Genomic DNA, 21,409 nt, shown 5'->3' with positions numbered 1-21,409 from the left:
ATATTTGCGATCATGAGAAAAGAATGGTACTTCAAAATTTTGATTACTGCATTTGCACTATTAGTTGTGATGCAGCATCAAACTGTAGTGCCTAATCAAGAAATTGTTCTTGAGTTTACTGATGTTGAGGTTACTTCTTCAGAAGCGCAAAACGCAATTGCGCTTGTGAAAAAACAATTGGAATCTATTGGGGTTAGAAACACTCGGATTTCTAAGGATTTAAATAATGGTAAGCTTAAGATAGCTTATTATAGTGATGCTGATGTAGAAAGTATCAAAGAAATACTGTCTAAAGAACAAGGTGTTGCCTTAAATCATATTTTATTTGATCAGAATAGTGCAGACGATCAATTTCCGTTCAACAAAAATTCTTCAGACTATAATCTAGATGTTTATAAAATTCAAAAAAGTACAGACTCCAATACGGATTCTAATGGAATTTTTGTTCTAGAGGTTAAACAAAAACAGGATAGAGCTTCAGGTTTTTATGCACATAGTTTTGTAACCGAAAATGATATTGATCATTTAGCTAGACTAACAAAATTAGCTCAAAAAGTTAATAAATCTATTGCAATTACAATAGATAATATTTCTTATAAGATTCCTGAGGTAAGAGCAGGACCAATTTCTTAATTAAGGATATATTAATTTTAATATTCCTTACATCTCCAATTTTTAGGAAGTCAGATAAGAAGAAAGTAATTGAGTTGTTTTTTTTCTAAATCCTACTTGACTTTTTAATATAGCTCATGTCAAAGATTTGACAGAGCTTTCCAATAATTAAATTCTAATAAATTAATAATTGTTGAATCCTATTTGATTTAAAAGGGTTTGACCAAAATAAATAATAATGCAAAATAAAGGACTTGTTAGAGTGTTTGCGATTTTATTTGGATTGGTATGTGTTTACCAATTATCGTTTACGTACTTAACATACACAAAAGAAAAAGAAGCTGAGAACTATGCCTTAGCTAAACATCCAGAAGCAGATGCTTCTGCATTAAGAGATACAGCAGAAAAAACTTATTTAGATTCTATTGGTAAGGATCCAATTTTTGCAAATTTTAGTTATAACGATGCTAAGTCAAAAGAACTAAATAAAGGTCTTGACCTTAAGGGTGGAATTAATGTAATTCTTCAGATTTCTGTTAGAGATATCCTAGAAGGATTGGCTAATAATTCTAAAAACCCTGCTTTTATACAAGCGCTAGATGCTGCCGATCAGACTCAGAAAAATAGTCAGAATACATATGTTGAAGATTTCTTTATAGAGTTTGAAAAAATACCTGATGCTCAGTTAGCTTCTCCAGATATTTTTGCGAATAAAAATTTAAGTGATGATATCACTTTTGATATGTCTAATGACATTGTAGAGCCAGTTTTAAAAAGAAAAATTGACGAGTCAGTAACTTCAGCATTCGAAGTACTTCGTAAGCGTATTGATAAGTTTGGGGTTACACAACCTAATATCCAACGTTTAGGAGAGTCAGGGCGTATTTTAGTAGAATTGCCAGGAGCTAAGGATGTAGATCGTGTAAAAAAACTTTTACAGAGTACTGCACAATTAGAGTTTTGGGATGTAGAAAATGCTCAAGAACTTGGTATTTTCTTAAGCAGAATGAATGAGAAACTTAAGAAAGAATTAGAAGCTAAAGATGGTGTAGAAGTTAAAGAAGAAGTAACTGATGAGGTTACAGAATCAGAAAAAGTACTAGATACCGTTCAGGCGGATACTACTAAAACGGATGCAGATGCTGAAATAGAAAAATTATTAGCAGATTCTGAGGATTCTACAGATGTAGAAACACAGGTAAATCCAATAAATGATTTATTAGGACCGCCATCAGTTCCTGGAGCGTTAGTTTCTGTTGCGATTAAAGATGTAGAGCAGTTTGATGAGTATTTAAATAGAAAAGACATTAGAACTTTATTACCTCAGGCTTTAAGATACACAAAATTTGCTTGGAGTAAGGCTGAGAAAGAAGGTGAAAGAGTAGATTTATATGCGTTAAAAGGAAACCGTGATAATACTCCAGAATTAAGTGGAGGAGTAATTACCGATGCTGCACAAACTTATGATCAAGTGAATAATGTTGTAGTAACCATGCAGATGGATGGTAAAGGAGCTAAGAAATGGGAAGAAATGACAGGAAGGGCTTCGCAAACAAGAGGTCAGATTGCTATCGTATTAGATAATATTGTATATTCTGCACCTGGTGTTTCTAAAGGACCAATTTCTGGAGGTAGAAGTGAAATTTCTGGAGATTTTACAGTAGAAGAAGGACAAGATTTAGCAAATGTATTGAGAGCTGGTAAATTACCAGCTTCTGCAGATATTATTGAGAGTGCAATAGTAGGACCGTCTTTAGGACAAGAGGCTATTGATAGTGGAGTGATGTCATTTGGTATTGCATTGGTGTTGATTTTAATCTGGATGATTTTTTACTATGGTAAGGCTGGAGCTTTTGCTGATGTTGCTTTGGTAGTAAATATTCTGTTTATTTTTGGAGTACTAGCTGGATTAAAAGCTGTATTGACGTTACCTGGTATTGCGGGTATTGTATTAACGATTGGTATGTCTGTGGATGCGAACGTACTTATTTTTGAAAGGATTAAAGAAGAACTTGCAAAAGGGAAGTCTCAAGTAGATGCAATTAAAGACGGTTTTAATAATGCTTTGTCATCTATATTAGATGCAAACATTACAACAGGTCTTACAGGTTTAATTCTTTTGTTCTTTGGTACAGGTCCAATTAAAGGATTTGCAACAACTTTGTTAATTGGTATTCTTACATCCTTATTTACCGCAATCTTTATTACAAGATTATTTATTGATGGATATGGTAAAAATGGTAAAGAACTAGCATTTTCTACGGCAGCTACTAAGAATTTATTTAAGAATATAAATATCAATTTCCTTGCAAAAAGAAAGATTGCATATGTGATTTCAGGTATTATCGTAGTAGCCGGTCTTGTATCACTATTTACTCCAGGACAAGGATTAGATGAAGGTGTGGATTTTGTTGGAGGAAGAACGTATACTGTTCGTTTTGCTCAGGATGTAGTACCTACAGATGTAGAAAAGGATTTGGTAGCTGTTTTTGGTAGCGCGCAAGCAAAAACCTTAGGCGCTAATAACCAGTTAAAGATTACAACAAAATATAAGGTAGATGAAACAGGTGAAGAAGTAGATTCTGAAATCTCTAATTCTTTATTTACTGCTTTAAAACCTTATTTGACAGATGGTATGACGTATGCGGAATTCTCTAATGGAGATGAAGATAAACAAGTGGGTATTATGTCTTCTAGAAAGGTAGGACCAACTATTGCAGATGATATTCAGCAAGCAGCATTTGTTTCGGTTATCGGATCTTTAATTGTAGTATTCTTGTATATCCTATTTAGATTTAGAAGATGGCAGTTTAGTTTAGGTGCAGTAGCAGCAGTGTTTCATGATGTTTTAGTTGTATTAGGTGTGTTCTCAATTACTTGGAAGTTTATGCCATTTAATATGGAAATTGATCAAGCATTTATTGCAGCCATATTAACGGTTGTAGGATACTCTCTGAATGATACGGTGGTTGTATTTGATAGAATCCGTGAATATTTCGCGGAACATACTGGTTGGCCATTAGACAAGAATATTAATGGAGCATTAAATAGTACATTAAGTCGTACATTGAATACTTCGTTAACTACTTTATTAGTATTGATAGCAATCTTTATTTTTGCTGAACCATTAAGAGGATTTATGTTCTCATTAATTATTGGTGTATTAGTAGGTACATATTCTTCATTATTCATTGCAACTCCTGTAATGTATGACACAGTGAAGAAAGTTGGTCTTAAAGAAAAAAAGAAAATTGAAGAATAGTTTTCTGTAGATTTTTATAAAAAAGGGCTGTATCGTTTTTAGGGTACAGCTCTTTTTTTATTTGAATTTTCCCTGTTAATTGACTGTGGTTTTGTGAATCTTTCTCTTTTTGTTAACACTATATCGTTTGCGTAATAATTGAATAAGAAATTAATTTTTTTAATTACCTACATTTGAAAATATCATTATTAAACAGTTAATTTTTTAACTCATTGATAGTTTTAGGGTGGGGTTTAAAATAGTGTCAATCTACTTTTTACTATTATTTGGTTGTATATAAACGAAAGTTTTAGTTGTTCATTTTTTTTTGAACATATAATGATGCTGAGATATCTATAAGTAGTTTGCAAATATAAGATTTGGGAAGCTTTCTTTGCAGGGGTTAGTTGTCGTTGGAATATATAAATGTTGTTTTACAACATAACACAATTATATATTTAACACACAAGATTCATGAAAAACACTAACTTATTTTTAGTACTGCTATTTGTCTATTCAGGGATAGTAGCACAACAAGTCCACACTTCTTACTTGTGGCATATGCAACAGCCGAATTATTGGCCCGAGAAAAGTAAAGAAAATCCTAATCGCTATCAGACTGTTTTAGAGTCCCATAATTTAAAAACCTCTGGTGATTCCTGGAATATATATGATGATGGAATAAGTCATCCTCTAAATAATTTGGAGGAGATTTTTGGTAAATATGATCGCGTAAAAGCATATCAATATGGTCCCAAAAATTCTGTTCAAACACTATTAGGGTTACCAAATGGAGGAGCACAAGTTAATTATTCTGGTTGTTTAATAGAAAATGTAAATAGTTTAGGAAATGCCGGAGTTTGGGGATATAGCCAAGGTTGGGAAAATAACTTTATAGAAGCTAAAAACTGGAAAACATCTGGTGGACAACCTAGGATGGACCTAACAGGGTTTACATTTCATCATGCGTTAGCACCATTAATAAGTGAACGTGCTTTAAGAATGGAATTAAAAACTCATAAGCTAATAATGACTGAAACTTTTGGAGGAGAATATTCTAAAGGTTTTTGGCCAGCAGAATGTTCTTTTTCTGAGAGGATTATTAAGGTTTTAGTAGAAGAAGGTTTTCAATGGTCTGTTGTTGCTAATAGTCATTTGTCTCGTACATTAAATGATTACCCATTAGATTATGGAACTTCTGGAGTAAATATTGATCCACCTAATGCTGCAGATAAAGTAGCGACCAATGGACAGAATTGGTGGAAGGGTCAAATTGATGGAAGAGGAGGGACTTTTGCTGCTCCATATTGTTATCAAGCACACAAAGCACAGTATATTGATCCAGAAACTGGTCAAACGTATAAAATGGACGTTGTTCCGATGGCTGATTTATTGAGTTATCAGAACGGATTTAGTTCTATGGAAACAGGAGAAATAGATGCTAATATCGCTCCTTTTAGTAATGCAAGTCAACCATCGATTGTATTACTAGCTCATGATGGAGATAATGCTTGGGGAGGAGGAGATAGCTATTACCAAGAGTCTGTTCCTGGGTTTGCTAATGAAGCTGCTTCTAAAGGATATGATCCCACTACAATACAACAATTCTTAAATTCTTACCCAGTTCCAGAAGGTGATATTGTAAAGGTAGAAGATGGATCTTGGGTTAATGCGGCTAATGATTGGGGACATCCTCAATTTATTAATTGGTTATGGCCTTTGTATGATACCACAGATTATATGTTTAATCCGGATGGTTGGACTGAGGATGCTAGAAATTGGGCCGTAATAACTGCTGCAGAAAACTATGTTTTAACTGCAGAGGACAATAGTGGAGGTATAGATATAGCGAAAGTTATTGATCCTTCTTTCGGAGCTTCTAATGCAGAAAAAGCTTGGCATTTTTTCTTACCATCTTTAACTAGTGGTTATATGTATTATGGTAAGGCAATTGATATGGAAGTAAAGCAAACTTTAGCAGGTAATATTGCTATAGAACATGCGAAAGCCGAAATAGGAGATGCTCCAGAACAGGATAATACACCTCCATCAGTATTTATACCACAACGTTTTCCATATAATCCAGGCGGGAAAGGGTTTGGTCCTATTTACGCGTATCAAGAAGTTCAGAATACATCCGATTTTCATGTTTGGACATTTGCACATGATGTAAATGGTTTGGCATCTGTAGAATTAAAATATAGAACCGATAATGATGGAATAAACCCTATTTCTGATAATGTAAATGATGTGTATTCTAGTGGAGATGGTGTTAGCTCTTGGAGTAGCGTTTCTATGGTGCAAAAACAATTTCCTAAAGGAAATGTAACACAAGATCCAGAAATAGATTTGTTCATAGAGCCTACCGCAATTGCGGACTTGTGTTATGCAGAAATTAAAGGTTTGTCTAATGTATTAGTGGATTATTATGTAGAAGCAGTGGATACTAAAGGGAATGTATTTAAGACTCCTATTCAGCATGTTTATGTTGGAGAATTTAATAGTAGTGATCAAGTAACTCTTACTGTAACTCCAGATTCTGGAAATTTTGATGATATAATACAAGTAGAGTTAGAGGCTTCTACAACAGCAACTAATGACGGAATTACTATTTATTATACAACAGATGGATCAGAGCCTGATCAATCAAGTGAGGAGTATATAAATTCTTTCGATATAGGAAATAGTGATAGCGAACCAATTACTTTAAAAGCAATAGCATTTGATGAAGATGGAAATTCTTCTGAAGTAATCACTAGGAATTATACATTTGGAGACCTGCCTTCTTATGATGTTCATTTTAAGAACACTTCTAATTGGAGTCAGGTTTATGTATATGCTTTTGATAAAAATAATAATGCAACGTTACCAGGATGGAATTGGCCAGGTAAATTAATGAATCAAGAACAAGATTCACCGTGGTATATCACTACTATATCGGAATCAGTAGAAGTTGGTCTTGTTTTTACAAATGGAAGTGGAGAACAATCCGACGACCAATTTAGAAACGTAGATGGTTGGTATGTATATTCAGAAAATATTTGGTATAACCAATGTCCTTCGGATTGTCCAGGAGTTTTAGGATTACCAGAGTTGTTAGTAACTCCACAAGGAGGTTCTTATGAAGGAAGCGTGTCAGTTAATTTGTCATCAACTAATCAAGGAATGATTTATTATACCATTGATGGATCAGAACCCTCTGATTCTAGTTCCTTGTATCAGAATACATTAACTTTTACTGGAGATACTGTCTTAAAAGTTATTGCTTATAATAGTACTGGAGAGTCATCGATTATTTCTGAAGATTATAATGTCAATGAAGCTCAATCATTTACTGTTTATTATCGAAATGTGTCTAGTTGGGATGAAGTATATGTATACTTATTTGATAAAAATACAAATCAGCCTTTACCAGGATGGAATTGGCCAGGTCAATCCATGAATAGAGAACAAACCTCTCAATGGTATTCATTTTTAATAGAAGAAAATGCAGATATAGGTATTGTGTTTAATAATAACAACAATGGAGGACAATCAGATGATTTGATGAGAGAGATAGATGGATGGTATGATTCGTCTACTAATCAATGGTATGATCAATGTCCAACAGCTTGTCCTGGTGATGTTTCTGATGATGAATTGACAATTCATTTTAATAATAACAATACCAATTGGAATCCTGTAACATTGTATTATTGGGAAACAACGCCCACATCTTTAACTACTTCTTGGCCTGGTGTCCAAATGACTGATATAGATGGAGATGGATGGTATGAATATACATTGTCTGGTGTAGCCTGTGCTAAAGTTATTTTTAGTACGAATGGAGAACAACAAACAGAAGATTTACAAATCTGTGGAGAAGGATGGTATGATGCAGGCTGGGTAAGTAATCCATTAAATAAAGAATCAGAAACAGCTACAACAATAATTTCTTCAATCTACCCTAATCCTTTTAAAGATGAGATTAACTTTAATATATCGGGAGAGGATAGATCTCTTAGTGTTACGATTAGAGATGTAAAAGGAGGGTTGTATTATTCTGATGTGATATCGAGTAAAAATGGAGTTATATCAATACCTCTTAATGTGGCAAAAGGAATATATTTTGTGAAATTCAGTGGTAAAACTGTTAATAAGGTTGTGAAGATTATTAAATAATTTTTCCGATTTATCCCTAGATAAAACCCTTGAAAAGAATAATTTTTCAAGGGTTTTTATTTGATTCTGATAAATTTAGTTTCTTTTAAAGGATATAGAATCCCCAATTTTTAGATTCCATTGATCAGATAATCCACTATTTATTTCTAAAATATATTTTGCAGGTTTTTCTGAAGGGAGAGAAGTCTCGTCTAATGGTTTTGCATCTTTTTGAAAACTCACGATTTTATATTGATCATCAATGTAGATAATATCTAAAGGTATCAATGTATTTTTCATATAAAAACTTTGTAGTTTAAACTTCTCCTGAATAAATAACATGCCTCTTTTTTCTTCCATAGTTTTACGATACATTAGTCCAGTTTCTCTTTCGTAATCATTATCTGCAATTTCTATATCTAAAGAGATAATTTGATTTGGAATAGAATCCCGTAAAGCATAAATAGAGAGTGTTCCCTCTTTTGTGAATTTTATTTCCTCCGTAACAATCTTTTTATTAGCCTCTTTTTTACAAGAGAAAACAAATATGCAGGAAATCGCAATAACTAGTATAAATATTTCTTTTTTCATTGGTGTTTTCTTTTTGTTATTCCAATATAGATTTGGATATATTTAAGAATGAAAAGTAACGGTTTTCTTTTTGAAACACAATCTGTAATAGAAACAAATCTTTGTTAAAAAAAAGCCGCACTTCAAAAAAAATGAAGCACGACTTTTCTCAACTAACTAACCAGCATTTTTGTTTGTTATTTAAAAAATTAGTAATATGATTTATAAAAAAATATTAAACCCCATCATTTCCCCAATCAATTTTTCTAGACACCATCATAATGGTTCCTAGTATTAAAAATAGTCCAATACTTCCTACTAATAATGCATAATCTTCTAGTTGAATGATAACAAATATGAATGCGTATAACGCGGTCAAAGATGTTGATATCATAGCCATAAACTTAAAGCTTTTAAGAATTGCTTTAGAATATGTAGAGATCAATAATACTACAGATGTACCAGCGATTAGATAGGCGTATAAAAAACTAGAATGTTCAGATATAGAGATTAACAATGTATAAAACATCGTTAAAGCTAATCCTATCATCAGATATTGGAACGGGTGAATATTTATTTTGCTAATAGTTTGTATTAAAAAAAACACCAAAAAGGTTAGAGCAATTACTAGATATCCATATTTAGCTGTTCTCTCACTTTTTTGATAATCATCTACAGGAACAATGAATTTCACCCCGAATGCGGAGGAATTAATATGTGGGAGTTCACCAAAAAACTCTTGTTCAAACTCCCTATTTACCTGTAGTACTTTCCAGCTTGCTTTAAAACCTTTGTCGGTAATGGATTTAGTTTTTGGGTCTGGTAAATAATTTCCGTCAAATTTAGGAGAAGCCCAATCTGAAGTTATGTTTACATTGGTTTCTTTACCTACAGGTATGAATTTTAATTGATTACTTCCGTTGATGATAAGATCTAAATTAAAGTCAACTGTTTTATCTTTTGGCCAAGAGTTTTCTTTTAGGAATTTAGTTTCCAATGTGTTGGTATATGAATCTTTAGAGTATTTTGATTGTAGTAAGTAATTTTCTGTGCCAAGTTTTAGTTGGAGATTGCTTTTTATTCCTTTTAGATTGGTAGAGTTAAGGATGACCGTCGATTTGTCCCATAGAATATCTTCTTGTGCTATATCTTGTGTTTCAAAAGATGGTATTGTAAATGATCCTTTAATCTTCATGTCAGAAGTGTATACTGGAGATTTATAAATACCTCTTTTTAGTGTGTCAGATGTAACGTTTGCTTTGATGTCTAATAAATTAGGAAAGAAGAAAGCATGTCGAACCGTAATAATGTCTTCTTCAGTGTATGATTTAGTTTTTTCATCCCATATTTTTTTAATGTTATGAGTTTGATATGGAATTTTTAGAATAGGTCCATAAAGCATTACTTGATTTCCCCATTTTTGATTGATGTCACTTACTACCGTTTGCTCTTGTCTTATTGATCGTTCTTGAATTAAATTTTTAATGTAAGAGAGTGGAATTAATAATACCAAAATTAATATTCCAACCATAAGCATACGGATAGTAATAGATGTTTTTATCCATTGTCCAAAGGACTTTCTTGGTTTTTGATTTTCCATGATTCTTTGATTTTATAGTGATTGTATTTTTAATTGTTTTCTTTATGATAATGTTGAATTAGATGATAGGTTATGATTAAAAAACAACCAAAACCTAGAGTAAATACCCAAGTATGTATATACTCAATAGGCGATATAATTCGTCTAAATATATCTCCGAGAATGTGTAATGGATTTTGGATTAGGTCCCAACTATTCCATCGAAGTATTCTTCCCATATAGATGCCAAATCCACATAACAAAAGGGTGATATGAATTAGTAAATTCGTAGTTTTTTTAGAAAAATGGTTATTGAGAAGTTTTTGCATAATACGCAGAGAGGCAAATCCAATAATTAACCCATTTATTGCAAATGATAGAATTAATAATACATCAAACCATACAGAATGTAAGGTACTAAGACGAATATGTTGTAAATCCGTTAGGATGTAAGGAGCGTTAGGAAGAAAAGCTAACCATAAAATAAATCCTAATCCAAAAATGAATCGATTCTCTTTTAGTTTACCAAAACTTAGTACGACAGTAATTCCATAAGGAATACAGGCTAAAAATAAATTCCAGATTAAGAATAAATAAAAATTGGATTCTAGCCTTATAACTCTAATTAGTAAAAGAGTTATGCTAAATGCTATGGCTATACTAAAACCTTTAATAAAGGGTAGTTGTTTTTGAAAAGTATTTATCATAGTATGGTATTATGAAATGGGTTGTTGATAACGATTAAGAAGTATCCTATGGCAATAGGAATATTTAATAAAAACACTAGTACAGTAGTTAGATTCTCCTTGTAGTAGTGATAATTTATAATTGTATTGGCTAATAATCCAATAAAAGTGATTCCATTTAGAACAATAGCTATGATAACATAAAAAAGACCTATCATAATTATTTGTTCCCAAGAAACAATGAGGTGTAATAATAGAAGTATTGTACCCAGAAGGAAACTAAAAGTTGCTATCATAAGAGCATTTCGATTTATTGATTGTGTTATTTGCATGATGTAGCTATTAAAAAAGTTGTTCTTATGGTGTCTAGTGATTGATCTAGTAATTTCTTGAAATCCAATTGATGAAATGAGTATGCATTGCGTCCTTGCTTAAATGCATTTCTAAATACTCTAAACTTATCAGGGTAGAGTACGGTTCCTATGAAAATGACAGTATATAAGTATGCACTCTTTTTACCGTTACCAAGAAGGTAATATTGCATTGATATTTCCTCAGGAACAGTAATTCCTGTTTTTGTTAGCACATGAAATACATCATGGTTTTCTAATTTAGGCTGAGGTGTAAAATCATGTTGTAGCAAGAAACTTCCTAAGTGAAATCCCAGGCTTGTTTGAGGATACCTTAATAATTGTGATACCGGAATGTCCCAAGGATCTTCTTTCTTGAACCATTTTTGATATGGGATTTTACTCCATTCATATAATATTTCTAATAATATAGATCTCATCTTTAGTTTTTAAAAGTACTTTGAATTTCAAAGTAAATTGATAAAAAAATATAGCTATTGTTTCAGTAATTTTTCAATAGCTTCTACGTGTTTTTTAAAAGCTTCACGACCTTTTTTGGTAGCACTGTATCTGGTGTTGGGTTTTTTGCCAATAAATGATTTTTCGACTAATATATATTCTGATTTTTCTAATGCTTTCGTATGACTAGCTAGGTTACCATCAGTTGCTCCCAATAATTCTTTTAGCATTTTAAAATCCGCATATTCATTAACCACTAGAATAGACATAATACCCAGTCGTATTCGGTGATCAAATGCTTTATTTATGTTGCCAATTATACTACTCATTGTTTAGCTTTTACGCTTAAAGTTTAAATGTTCTGAAGAATTACCTATCGTGTTGTAAATAGATTAAACTGCCGTATATAATATGCATCACTCCAAATCCTACGACCCAAAACCAAAAACCATAGGTAGGAAATACAGAACACACCAAACCTAATATAATTTCTGCATACCCCAAATACTTTACGTTTCCAATAGTATATTTTGAAGCATTTACTAAAGCTAATCCATAAAAAATAAGCATTAATGATCCCGTAAGACCATAATGATGACTATAAATTTTGATGATTATAAAAATACCGCCAGTAACTAATGGGATTAGAAAAGCAGTGAGTAATCTTTTGGAAGTTCCATTCCAAAGGGTTTCGTTATTTTTTTTAGCTTTTCTATTACTCAATATAATTCCAGTTACAATACTTAGAAGAGCCACAGCCATTAGATCAATTAAAATGTAATTAAATATTTTTCCTTCTGCAATAACATAATCTATACCGCTGATGCGGACAAGGTAATAGGCAATTGCTGCCCCTATAATTGCATAGATCCCTGCTAATATTCCTGATAAACCACTTAGAGAGAAAAAACGTGATGATTTATTCATCATGTCTTTGATCTCTGTAATGTCTTTTAAATAATCTTCTGTGCTCATATTAAAAGTACTTTGAAATACAAAGTAAAATTAAAAAAGTATATCTCGCAAGTTTTTTTGTAAGAAATCTAAAATTAATTTTTGTTTTTGAACTGTGATTCTAAACTTCCTTTGACTTCTAAATCTTCAAGAGCTTTTCCGATAACGCCAGTTGCAATAAGGCTGTTGTAGTTATTCCAGAATTCACTGTCATAAGAAAGTGGGTAGTTAAATAGAGCGTTGGAAAAGTTGTTTTTGAAAACTTCTTGACCAGCTAATGGTGAGGTTCTCCCAGTATCAACTGCACCAACTATTAATTCAGATTCAGTAGTTATTTTATAGTTTTCAAATAAATCACCAGTATTTTCATAAGAATTAATTGCTTTAATTCTTTTTAGGTACCACTTATCTTTATAGTTAGAAAATGTTACATATATTTTATAATTCTTTAGGCTAGTAATACGCGTAATGAAGGCTTTTTTAGTCTTTTTCTCAATAGTTTCTGGAGTTTTTAATTGAGTAGCAAATCGTTGATTCAGAGCTTTTTTTGCTTTTTTTGTAAGCTGGTATTGATATGCAATGATTGCTTTACTTTCTTTATCTAAGGTTATTTCTCCTTTGTATCGAGTCTCTATGTTGTTAGAATCTTTAGGTTTAAAAGAGATTATAAATACTGGTTTGTTGTTATAAATACTTTTCCCATAGAGTGTAAAAAGATATTTGCTATTAATTTTAGGATCGAAGAAATCTTCTCTTCTTTTTATTTTATCTGCTCCTGTTAATCGAAGCGGACCTCCGCCTATTTCATTGTTTTCTAACCATTTTAGGTTTAAAGTGTCAATGGATTTTAGCTTCTTTGATTGTTCCAAAATCCGGTAATCTTGTAAGTTATTGCTTTTTCTTAGAGCTATTATTTTTGCTTGATCTCTGGTGTCAGCTACAAATTCTTTAGGTTCAGGATAAGGAACCTGATTGATATTGTATTCTAAGCGATTAAATTGAATGTAATTAGTATTAGATAATAAATAATCAAAATTAGAATCATATGCTGAATATTGGATGATACTGGCCGCATCAGAGAATTTGGTGTAACTGTCATCTATTTTCGTCAATTCCCTATAATATGCCTCGAGTTGAATAGACTTTTGAGAATAATTTTTTGAAATTAAAGAAATAGCCTGATCAATAAGTTCTTTGTATTTATTTTTTGCAGTAACAACAATTTCATCTAGTGAGGTTGAGATAGGTTTTAGGTATACTTTTTTAGAAGTGTCTTTTAGTTTCTTAACAGAAAGACTACTGTTTTCATATCCTACGAAGGAAAAAACAACCTTAAAGGACTCATATTTTTTACTTATTGTTAGTTCAAATTTTCCTTCTTCATTAGTTATAGTTCCTATAGATGTTCCTTCAATCAAAACATTTGTGAATGGTAAAGGATTCTTGCTGTTTTTATCCAAGACAGTAGCTTCTATGGTATATGTTTCTTGTTTCTTCTTTTTTGCCTGACTTGAAGCTAATACAGGTAGTAAAAAGAGTAAGAGGTAGATTAATTGAGTTAGGTTTTGAGGTTTCAATGTGATTAGATATCTTGGGGTTAATAATTATAAATTAACTATCTAAAAATACTGTTTTTTATTGAATCCTGCTGAAAATTATATTCTTAACCAACCGGAACCATTTCGATCTATGTTACTCCATATCCAGGTAATTATCGAAACTACTCTGCCAGAGGTGCAGTTGTTGTTTAAGTGGAAAGTCCCTTTTTATTACGTAGATAAAAGTCCTATTTGTTATCTAAATGTAACCAAAGGATATATTGATATCGGTTTTTGGGGCGCACAATATTTTACCGAGTATGTCAATAAACTAGAATCGGATAAGAGAAAATACGTTAAATCTTTACGTTATTATGAGTCTAAAGAAATAGAAGAACAAGTACTTATTGCTCTACTTCATCAGGCATATGCACATAGAGATAAAAAAATTATAACGAATTAACAGTTTGTCTTATACTTACTAAGTTGCTAAGTAATTTTTCTAGATATTGCAGGTCTAGCATATTTGCACCATCACTTTTTGCATTTGCAGGATCAAAATGTGTTTCCATAAATAAGCCATCAACGCCAGTTACTACTCCAGCACGTGCTATCGTTTCTATCATATCCGGTCTTCCACCAGTTACTCCACTAGTCTGATTAGGCTGTTGTAAGGAATGTGTAACATCTAGAACGGTTGTAGCGTATTCCTTCATTGTAGGTATTCCTCTAAAATCGACGATCATATCTTGATATCCAAACATAGTTCCTCTATCTGTTATCATGGCTAAGTCGCTTCCGCTATCTTTTACTTTTCTTACGGCATGTTGCATAGCTTCAGGACTCATAAATTGCCCCTTCTTTAGATTTACAGTTTTTCCTGTCTTGGCTGCGGCAACAACTAGATCTGTTTGTCTCACTAAAAATGCTGGGATTTGTAAAATATCAACATATTCCGCTGCCATGGCAGCATCATCATTTTCATGAATATCAGTTACTGTTGGCACTTCAAATGTTTCTCCGACTTTACGCAAAATCTTTAAAGCTTTTTCATTACCAATACCGGTAAAACTATCAATACGACTTCGGTTAGCTTTTTTAAAAGAACCTTTAAAAACATAAGGAATTTTTAGTTTATTGGTAATTTCTACAACTTTTTCTGCAATTCGTAATGCCATTTCCTCACCTTCAATGGCGCAAGGTCCAGCAAGAAGGAAAAAATTATTAGCATCAAGGTTTTTGAGATTTTTAATCTTAGAAAGTTCCATATCGATATTTTAAGAATGCAAAGATATGCGTTTTAATTATTGAATGAAAAGATTATCCTTCAAGAAGTTCTGAGTTAAATATCATATTACTTATTAGTTGTATAAAGTCCTTACTTTATTGGTGTGGTCTTATAATAGCTAATTGTTAACTGAAACTCTAGCAGCTTTAGAAGTAGGGTTTAAGTATTTGATTTTGAAGCTGTTTTATTATTTTTGATTTAATATACAAACTATTAAAATATAACGTACATTTGCACCCTTAAATTCAGGCGTATATGACTGCTATAAAAAACATTGCTATAATTGCTCACGTAGATCACGGTAAAACTACCTTGGTAGACAAAATTATGTATCACTGTCAATTGTTTCGTGAGAACGAAAATACAGGAGACTTGATTTTGGATAATAATGATCTAGAGCGCGAAAGAGGAATTACAATTACTTCTAAGAATGTTTCTGTTACTTATAAAGGAACAAAAATTAACATTATTGATACACCAGGTCACGCCGATTTCGGTGGAGAAGTAGAGCGTGTATTGAACATGGCTGATGGAGTATTATTATTAGTTGATGCTTTTGAAGGACCAATGCCGCAAACACGTTTCGTACTACAAAAAGCAATTGATCTTGGTTTAAAACCTTGTGTGGTTGTTAATAAGGTGGATAAAGAAAACTGTACTCCTGATGAAGTACATGAAAAAGTATTTGATCTTATGTTTGAATTGGGAGCAGAAGAGTGGCAGTTGGACTTTCCTACGGTATACGGTTCAGCTAAGAACAATTGGATGAGTGATGATTGGCAGAAAGAAACAGATAATATAGAGCCTTTATTGGATATGGTGATGGAACATATTCCTGCGCCAAAAATTGAAGAAGGAACAGTACAGATGTTAATTACATCATTAGATTTTTCTTCTTTTACAGGTCGAATTGCTATTGGTCGCTTACAGAGAGGAACATTAACAGAAGGAATGCAGGTTTCGTTAGTAAAACGAGATGGAACAATAAAAAAATCTAAAATAAAAGAGCTTCACACTTTCGAAGGTTTAGGAAGAATGAAAGTTGATAAAGTTGAAGCTGGAGATATTTGTGCGTTAGTAGGTCTAGAAGGATTCGAAATTGGTGATACCGTTGCTGATATCGAAAACCCTGAAGGTTTGAAAACTATTGCAATCGATGAGCCTACAATGAGTATGCTATTTACGATTAATGATTCTCCGTTTTTCGGAAAAGACGGTAAGTTCGTTACTTCTAGACATATCAAAGAAAGATTAGAGAAAGAATTAGAGAAAAACTTAGCACTTAGAGTTAATGAGACAAATAGTGCTGATAAGTTCTTAGTGTTTGGTAGAGGTGTACTTCACTTATCTGTATTGATTGAAACAATGCGTCGTGAAGGATATGAATTACAGATCGGTCAACCACAGGTGATCATTAAAGAAATTGATGGTGTTAAGTGTGAACCGATTGAAGAATTAACCATCGATTTACCAGAAAATGTATCTGGTAAGGCTGTGGAAATGGTAACGATGCGTAAAGGAGAAATGCTAAGCATGGAAGCTAAAGGTGACCGTATGGTTTGTGAATTTATGGTTCCATCAAGAGGAATTATCGGATTACGTAACCAATTATTAACGGCTACAGCAGGTGAAGCAATTATGGCGCACCGTTTTAAAGAATACCAACCTCTTAAAGGTGATATTCCTGGTCGTATTAATGGTTCATTAGTTTCTATGGAAAAGGGGTCTGCAATACCATACTCAATAGATAAGTTACAGGATAGAGGAAAATTCTTTGTAGATCCAGGAGAGGATATTTATGAAGGACAGGTGATTGGAGAGAATTCTCGTGGAGATGATATGGCTGTAAATATTACCAAGACTAAGAAATTAAGTAATGTACGTTCGTCTGGTGCAGATGACAAGGCTAAGATTGTTCCGGCAATCAAATTCTCTTTGGAAGAAGCTTTAGAATATATCCAAAAGGATGAATATGTAGAGGTTACTCCTAATCATTTACGATTAAGAAAAGTATTCTTAACAGAAGTAGAACGTAAAAGAAATAAGATCGTATAATCTTATTCTTTAGATATTATATACAAGTAAAAAATCCCGAGGAAACTCGGGATTTTTTGTCAAAATTTTGGGGTAATTATGGTTTTGGGATCAATTCGTTTTTAGGGAGTGAAATTATTTTTAATATAATTTTTTCTCCGTGCAAATGTAATTTTTAGATTCAACTTTGAACTTGTAAAATCCTTTAAAATAACGGTAAAATACTTTTTTTTATCGATAAAATACATTAATCTATGTCTTTAGATCAAAATTTAATAATAGAACTGGTTGGATACTTTGCATCGTTTATGGTGCTCATCTCATTCCTAATGCGTAACATTAAAAAACTTCGTCTAATAAATACGGTGGGGTGTGTGGCTTTTGTAATTTATGGGGTCTTACTGAATTGGTCGTTACCAATAATAATTACTAACACGGCAATTGCAGGTATAAATTTTTATTACCTTTTTTTAAGAAAAGAAGCATAACTTCTACCTTAATATTTTAAAAGTAAGACTTATATTCCGGATACTCAAACAAATTAACTATTTTCACTTATATAAATAATTACTTTGCCAACGTATACGATTAAAAAATATGAGGAGAAAGATCATTCTTTATGGAACGATTTTATAGATAATACTAAAAACGGTACGTTTCTTTTTTATAGAGATTTTATGGAATATCATTCTGATAGGTTTCATGATTTTTCTTTATTGATTTTTGATAAATCTAAATTAATAGCTGTTTTTCCTGCTAATATCAAGGATAGAAATATTTATTCTCATCAAGGTTTAACCTACGGAGGATTGATACTAGAACAAAGTATAGGTGGAAAAAAGGTGAAGGATATACTTTCTGAGATTGTTAGATTTCTACGTGCTCAAAAATTCTGTAATCTTTTTATAAAGCCTACTCCAGTTTTTTATCATCAAAAACCAACCAACGAATTCACATTTTTCCTGTCGGAGTATGGAGCTAAACTTTATGGTAGAGATCTAAATCTAGCCATAGATTATAGTCTTCCATCAAGTATTCATAAAAGTAAATTGAAACATTATGAAAAAAGAAAACATTTGGGGTTTGAGATACAAGAAGTGAATGATTTTTCCGGTTTTTGGGAAAAAGTGTTGATTCCAAGATTAAAGGAAAAACATAATGTAAAACCTGTCCATACTTTAGAAGAAATCCATCTACTTAAAAATAGATTTCCAGAGTTTATACATCAATTTGTAATTAGTTTGAATGATGAAATTTTAGCTGGAATTACTATTTTTAAAAATGCAGGGGTGGTGAAATCTCAGTATGGTGCTGTCACTAATAGTGGGGAACAATATAGAGCACTTGATTTCCTTTTTATATTCCTCATTGATCGATATAGAAAAGAAGGTTTTCGTTTTTTTGATATGGGTACTGTAACTGATGATAATTTTGGACTATTAAAACAGAAAGAAGAATTAGGGTGTGAAATTTATATGCAGGACTTTTATGAATTAGTATTGTAGCTATTAGCTGTTGGATTTCCAGATTTCTATATACTTTGTCGCAATGTTTATGTAATGATGTTCTTTTTGTATAAATTTTCTAGCATTTTCTCCTATTTCACGGATCAAATCAGTTTTAAGAATTAACCTTTCTAGATCCTGAGCTATTTTAATACTATCTGGTGATGTATCGATCGCTACGACCTCTTTAAGATCATAATGTTTTCTGAAATTGTCACCAGCACCTGTAAAAACTACTTTTCCCATTGCCATGCCTTCTAGGGCATTATATCCTTGATCATGAGCTTGAGCTTGATCTAATATAATATCTGCGGCTACAAAGTGTTTAATGTATTCGTTATAAGGGAGGTTTTTTGTCGTAATTAATTCGATTTTATTGGGATACTTTTTTTTAATAATAGTTAAAGCATCTTCAAAATACTTGTTCCCTTTTTTTAAGTAATTAGAAGTGTTGATTCCGTGAAGTATTTTTACTTTTTTATCTTTTACGAAGGGTATTACTTTGATCGAATCAGTATTTACTGGATTTGGAATTAGAGGTAATACTTTAGAAGTGTTTTTATAAGCTACCTTGTATTCTACACTTGCAGGGATAACACCTTTTATATTACTAAATACGTAATTGTGTATTTTTTTTTGTTTTTCAGAGACGAATTTTAAAGTGTGTTCATATTGTTTTTTTAGACTTCGATCTTTTAGAAGTGGAGTTAATGTACTGTAAGGAAATTTTCCAGAAAGTAGGTAGGAAATAAATCTAAAGTCATCTCCACAGGCAAGTAAAAAAACGTTTTTGTTGTTTTGGAAAAGAAACGCTAGGAGTTTTTTTTCGAAATATTGTCCAATATTAAAAGGAGTCTCATTAATTAATTGAACAAAATCATAGTTAGATAGAGAGTTCTTATTTTTTTTGAATTTAATATATGATTCGAGTGATGCGATGTCAATCGAAGTTATTTTAAAAATTAAATGTCTAATTTTATTAAGTACAAAATTATTTTTCACAAGACTTCCATCAATATCTATATCAACTGGATATTTTTTAAACACATCTCCATTACCTACAATAGTTACTTCATGGCCATTTTTTGTTAGACCTTCTTTTAACGAATTGTGTAATCGACTGTATTCTCCTACTAATAATATCTTCATTGAGGTAATATTAAGTCTCTATATTTAAGGCTTTAAAAAATTATCATACGTTTTTATGGGCTTTCACAAAAACAAATATCTTTGCTGTAAAGGTATTTTTAATACTGTAATAATAAAAACTGAATCCTATTGAATTATTTTTTGATTAAAATACTTCATAAATGGAGCTAGATATATTTGATAATGACAAAACCTAAATCGTTGATTCCATTTTTAGATCTTCATAAAATTAATGGGCGTTATCATGAAAAATATAAAGAGTGTTTTTCTAATTTCTTGGATGGCGGTACATATATTAAAGGAACTTTTGTTAGTGAATTCGAGCGTTCTTACGCTCAGTTTTGTGGAGTTAATTATTGTATTGGTGTTGGTAATGGATTAGATGCGTTAACTATAATTCTTAAAGGATATATTGAGTTAGGAGAAATTAATTCTGGTGACGAAGTGATTGTCCCATCTAATACATTCATTGCAACTATTTTATCTATTAAGTATGCAGGATTAAAACCTGTGATGGTGGAGCCAGATGAAAATTCTTATAATATAGATATAAAAAGGATAGAGAAACATATTTCTGATAGAACCAAAGCTATAGTGCCTGTTCATTTATATGGTCAACTTGCACAATTGAATGAAGTTAATGAAATAGCGATGAAGTACGGTTTGCTCGTGATTGATGATGCCGCTCAGGCACATGGGGCAAAAAATAGTAACGGTAAGATAGTAGGGAATTTATGTGATGCTTCTTCCTTTAGTTTTTATCCAGCAAAAAACTTGGGAGCATTAGGTGATGCAGGTGCGATAACTACTAACAACAAAGAATTAGCGTTTGTAGTAAGAAGTATTGGTAATTACGGTTCTGGTAAGAAATATCAAAATGATTACTTGGGAGTAAATTCTAGATTGGATGAATTACAGGCGGCATTTTTATTAGAAAAGCTGAAAGATTTAGAAGAGGATAATCGAATACGAAGACAAATTGCAGAAAGATATAGGTCAGAAATCAAAAACGATAAGATTGCACTGCCTTTTTGGGATGGTTCGGAGAATCATGTGTTTCATCTTTTTGTAGTTAGAGTTGAGAATCGTCTAGAATTTGTTGAGTATTTAGAAAATTCTGGGATAGGATATCATATCCATTACCCAATTCCTCCACATCAACAAAACGGCCTAAAAGAGTTCTCTGAATTGTCTTTACCAATAACAGAAAAAATACATAAAGAAGTTGTTAGTATTCCTCTTAATACGAGTTTAACCAATCAGCAAGTAGATAGGATTATAGAAACACTAAACGGATACTAAAG

17 protein-coding genes are annotated in these 21,409 nt (G+C 31.9%); 7 read left to right on the top strand and 10 right to left on the bottom strand.

All coding sequences use genetic code 11. The features are described from left to right. Positions 1-12 precede the first annotated feature (12 nt). The 3 genes from BMY33_RS21525 (at position 13) to BMY33_RS21515 (ending at position 8,014) form a co-directional block, all read left to right on the top strand. Positions 13-633 (top strand): hypothetical protein, encoded by a 621-nt coding sequence (locus tag BMY33_RS21525; protein ID WP_091412351.1) that lies wholly within the window; start codon positions 13-15, stop codon positions 631-633. Positions 634-850: 217 nt separating this feature from the next. Continuing rightward, entirely contained in the window at positions 851-3,874 is a 3,024-nt protein-coding gene (gene secDF / locus BMY33_RS21520) for a protein translocase subunit SecDF (RefSeq protein WP_091412349.1), read from the top strand. Positions 3,875-4,327: 453 nt separating this feature from the next. Then, a complete protein-coding gene (locus BMY33_RS21515; protein ID WP_091412346.1) occupies positions 4,328-8,014 on the top strand; it encodes a starch-binding protein in 3,687 nt (1,228 codons plus the stop codon). 75 nt (positions 8,015-8,089) lie between these two features. On the opposite strand, the gene BMY33_RS21510 is transcribed toward BMY33_RS21515, so the two are convergent. The 8 genes from BMY33_RS21510 to BMY33_RS21475 form a co-directional block, all read right to left on the bottom strand. Next, positions 8,090-8,584 carry a DUF192 domain-containing protein gene (locus tag BMY33_RS21510; RefSeq protein ID WP_091412344.1) on the bottom strand — a complete coding sequence of 165 codons (495 nt, stop codon included), beginning with the start codon at positions 8,582-8,584 and terminating at the stop codon, positions 8,090-8,092. Between the two features lie 214 nt (positions 8,585-8,798). Beyond that, a complete protein-coding gene (creD, locus tag BMY33_RS21505) occupies positions 8,799-10,163 on the bottom strand; it encodes a cell envelope integrity protein CreD (protein ID WP_091412341.1) in 1,365 nt (454 codons plus the stop codon). 29 nt (positions 10,164-10,192) lie between these two features. Further along, positions 10,193-10,849: a DUF1361 domain-containing protein gene (locus BMY33_RS21500; protein WP_091412339.1), complete on the bottom strand. Its 657-nt coding sequence runs from the start codon at positions 10,847-10,849 to the stop codon at positions 10,193-10,195. Continuing rightward, positions 10,846-11,160 carry a hypothetical protein gene (locus tag BMY33_RS21495; RefSeq protein ID WP_091412338.1) on the bottom strand — a complete coding sequence of 105 codons (315 nt, stop codon included), beginning with the start codon at positions 11,158-11,160 and terminating at the stop codon, positions 10,846-10,848. Before BMY33_RS21495 ends, BMY33_RS21500 begins: the two co-directional genes overlap by 4 nt. Continuing rightward, positions 11,151-11,618 carry a Coq4 family protein gene (locus tag BMY33_RS21490; RefSeq protein ID WP_091412336.1) on the bottom strand — a complete coding sequence of 156 codons (468 nt, stop codon included), beginning with the start codon at positions 11,616-11,618 and terminating at the stop codon, positions 11,151-11,153. The genes BMY33_RS21495 and BMY33_RS21490 overlap by 10 nt, the downstream gene beginning before the upstream one ends. 54 nt (positions 11,619-11,672) lie before the next feature. Continuing rightward, entirely contained in the window at positions 11,673-11,966 is a 294-nt protein-coding gene (locus BMY33_RS21485; protein ID WP_091412334.1) for a winged helix-turn-helix domain-containing protein, read from the bottom strand. Between the two features lie 40 nt (positions 11,967-12,006). Continuing rightward, a complete protein-coding gene (locus BMY33_RS21480) occupies positions 12,007-12,612 on the bottom strand; it encodes a hypothetical protein (protein WP_091412332.1) in 606 nt (201 codons plus the stop codon). Positions 12,613-12,686: 74 nt separating this feature from the next. After that, on the bottom strand, positions 12,687-14,168 hold the full coding sequence (locus tag BMY33_RS21475; protein ID WP_170837148.1) for a carboxypeptidase-like regulatory domain-containing protein: 1,482 nt from the start codon (positions 14,166-14,168) through the stop codon (positions 12,687-12,689). Positions 14,169-14,229: 61 nt separating this feature from the next. Between BMY33_RS21475 and BMY33_RS21470 the strand changes: the two genes are divergently transcribed. Then, positions 14,230-14,592 carry a DUF1801 domain-containing protein gene (locus BMY33_RS21470; RefSeq protein WP_091412328.1) on the top strand — a complete coding sequence of 121 codons (363 nt, stop codon included), beginning with the start codon at positions 14,230-14,232 and terminating at the stop codon, positions 14,590-14,592. On the opposite strand, the gene kdsA is transcribed toward BMY33_RS21470, so the two are convergent. Then, positions 14,579-15,397: a 3-deoxy-8-phosphooctulonate synthase gene (kdsA, locus tag BMY33_RS21465; RefSeq protein ID WP_091412326.1), complete on the bottom strand. Its 819-nt coding sequence runs from the start codon at positions 15,395-15,397 to the stop codon at positions 14,579-14,581. The two genes, BMY33_RS21470 and kdsA, sit on opposite strands and share 14 nt — an antisense overlap. Positions 15,398-15,672: 275 nt before the next feature. On the opposite strand from kdsA, the gene typA reads away from it, so the two are divergent. Then, positions 15,673-17,472 (top strand): translational GTPase TypA, encoded by a 1,800-nt coding sequence (gene typA / locus BMY33_RS21460; RefSeq protein WP_091412324.1) that lies wholly within the window; start codon positions 15,673-15,675, stop codon positions 17,470-17,472. Positions 17,473-18,023: 551 nt separating this feature from the next. After that, the gene (locus BMY33_RS21450) at positions 18,024-18,956 is read left to right on the top strand and encodes a GNAT family N-acetyltransferase (RefSeq protein WP_091412320.1); all 933 of its coding nucleotides are present in this window, start codon (positions 18,024-18,026) and stop codon (positions 18,954-18,956) included. Between the two features lie 3 nt (positions 18,957-18,959). Here BMY33_RS21450 and BMY33_RS21445 read toward each other — a convergent pair whose 3' ends face one another. Then, entirely contained in the window at positions 18,960-20,105 is a 1,146-nt protein-coding gene (locus BMY33_RS21445) for a glycosyltransferase (RefSeq protein ID WP_091412318.1), read from the bottom strand. A 201-nt stretch (positions 20,106-20,306) separates the two neighbouring features. Here BMY33_RS21445 and BMY33_RS21440 point away from each other — a divergent pair, with 201 nt between their 5' ends. Further along, positions 20,307-21,407, top strand: coding sequence for a DegT/DnrJ/EryC1/StrS family aminotransferase (locus tag BMY33_RS21440; protein WP_091412455.1), 1,101 nt, complete (start codon positions 20,307-20,309; stop codon positions 21,405-21,407). Positions 21,408-21,409 lie beyond the last annotated feature (2 nt).

This window comes from Aquimarina amphilecti (assembly GCF_900109375.1).
Taxonomy (GTDB): domain Bacteria; phylum Bacteroidota; class Bacteroidia; order Flavobacteriales; family Flavobacteriaceae; genus Aquimarina; species Aquimarina amphilecti.
Note: the sequence above shows the minus strand (reverse complement) of the source record. Positions and strands in the feature narration are given on the sequence as shown.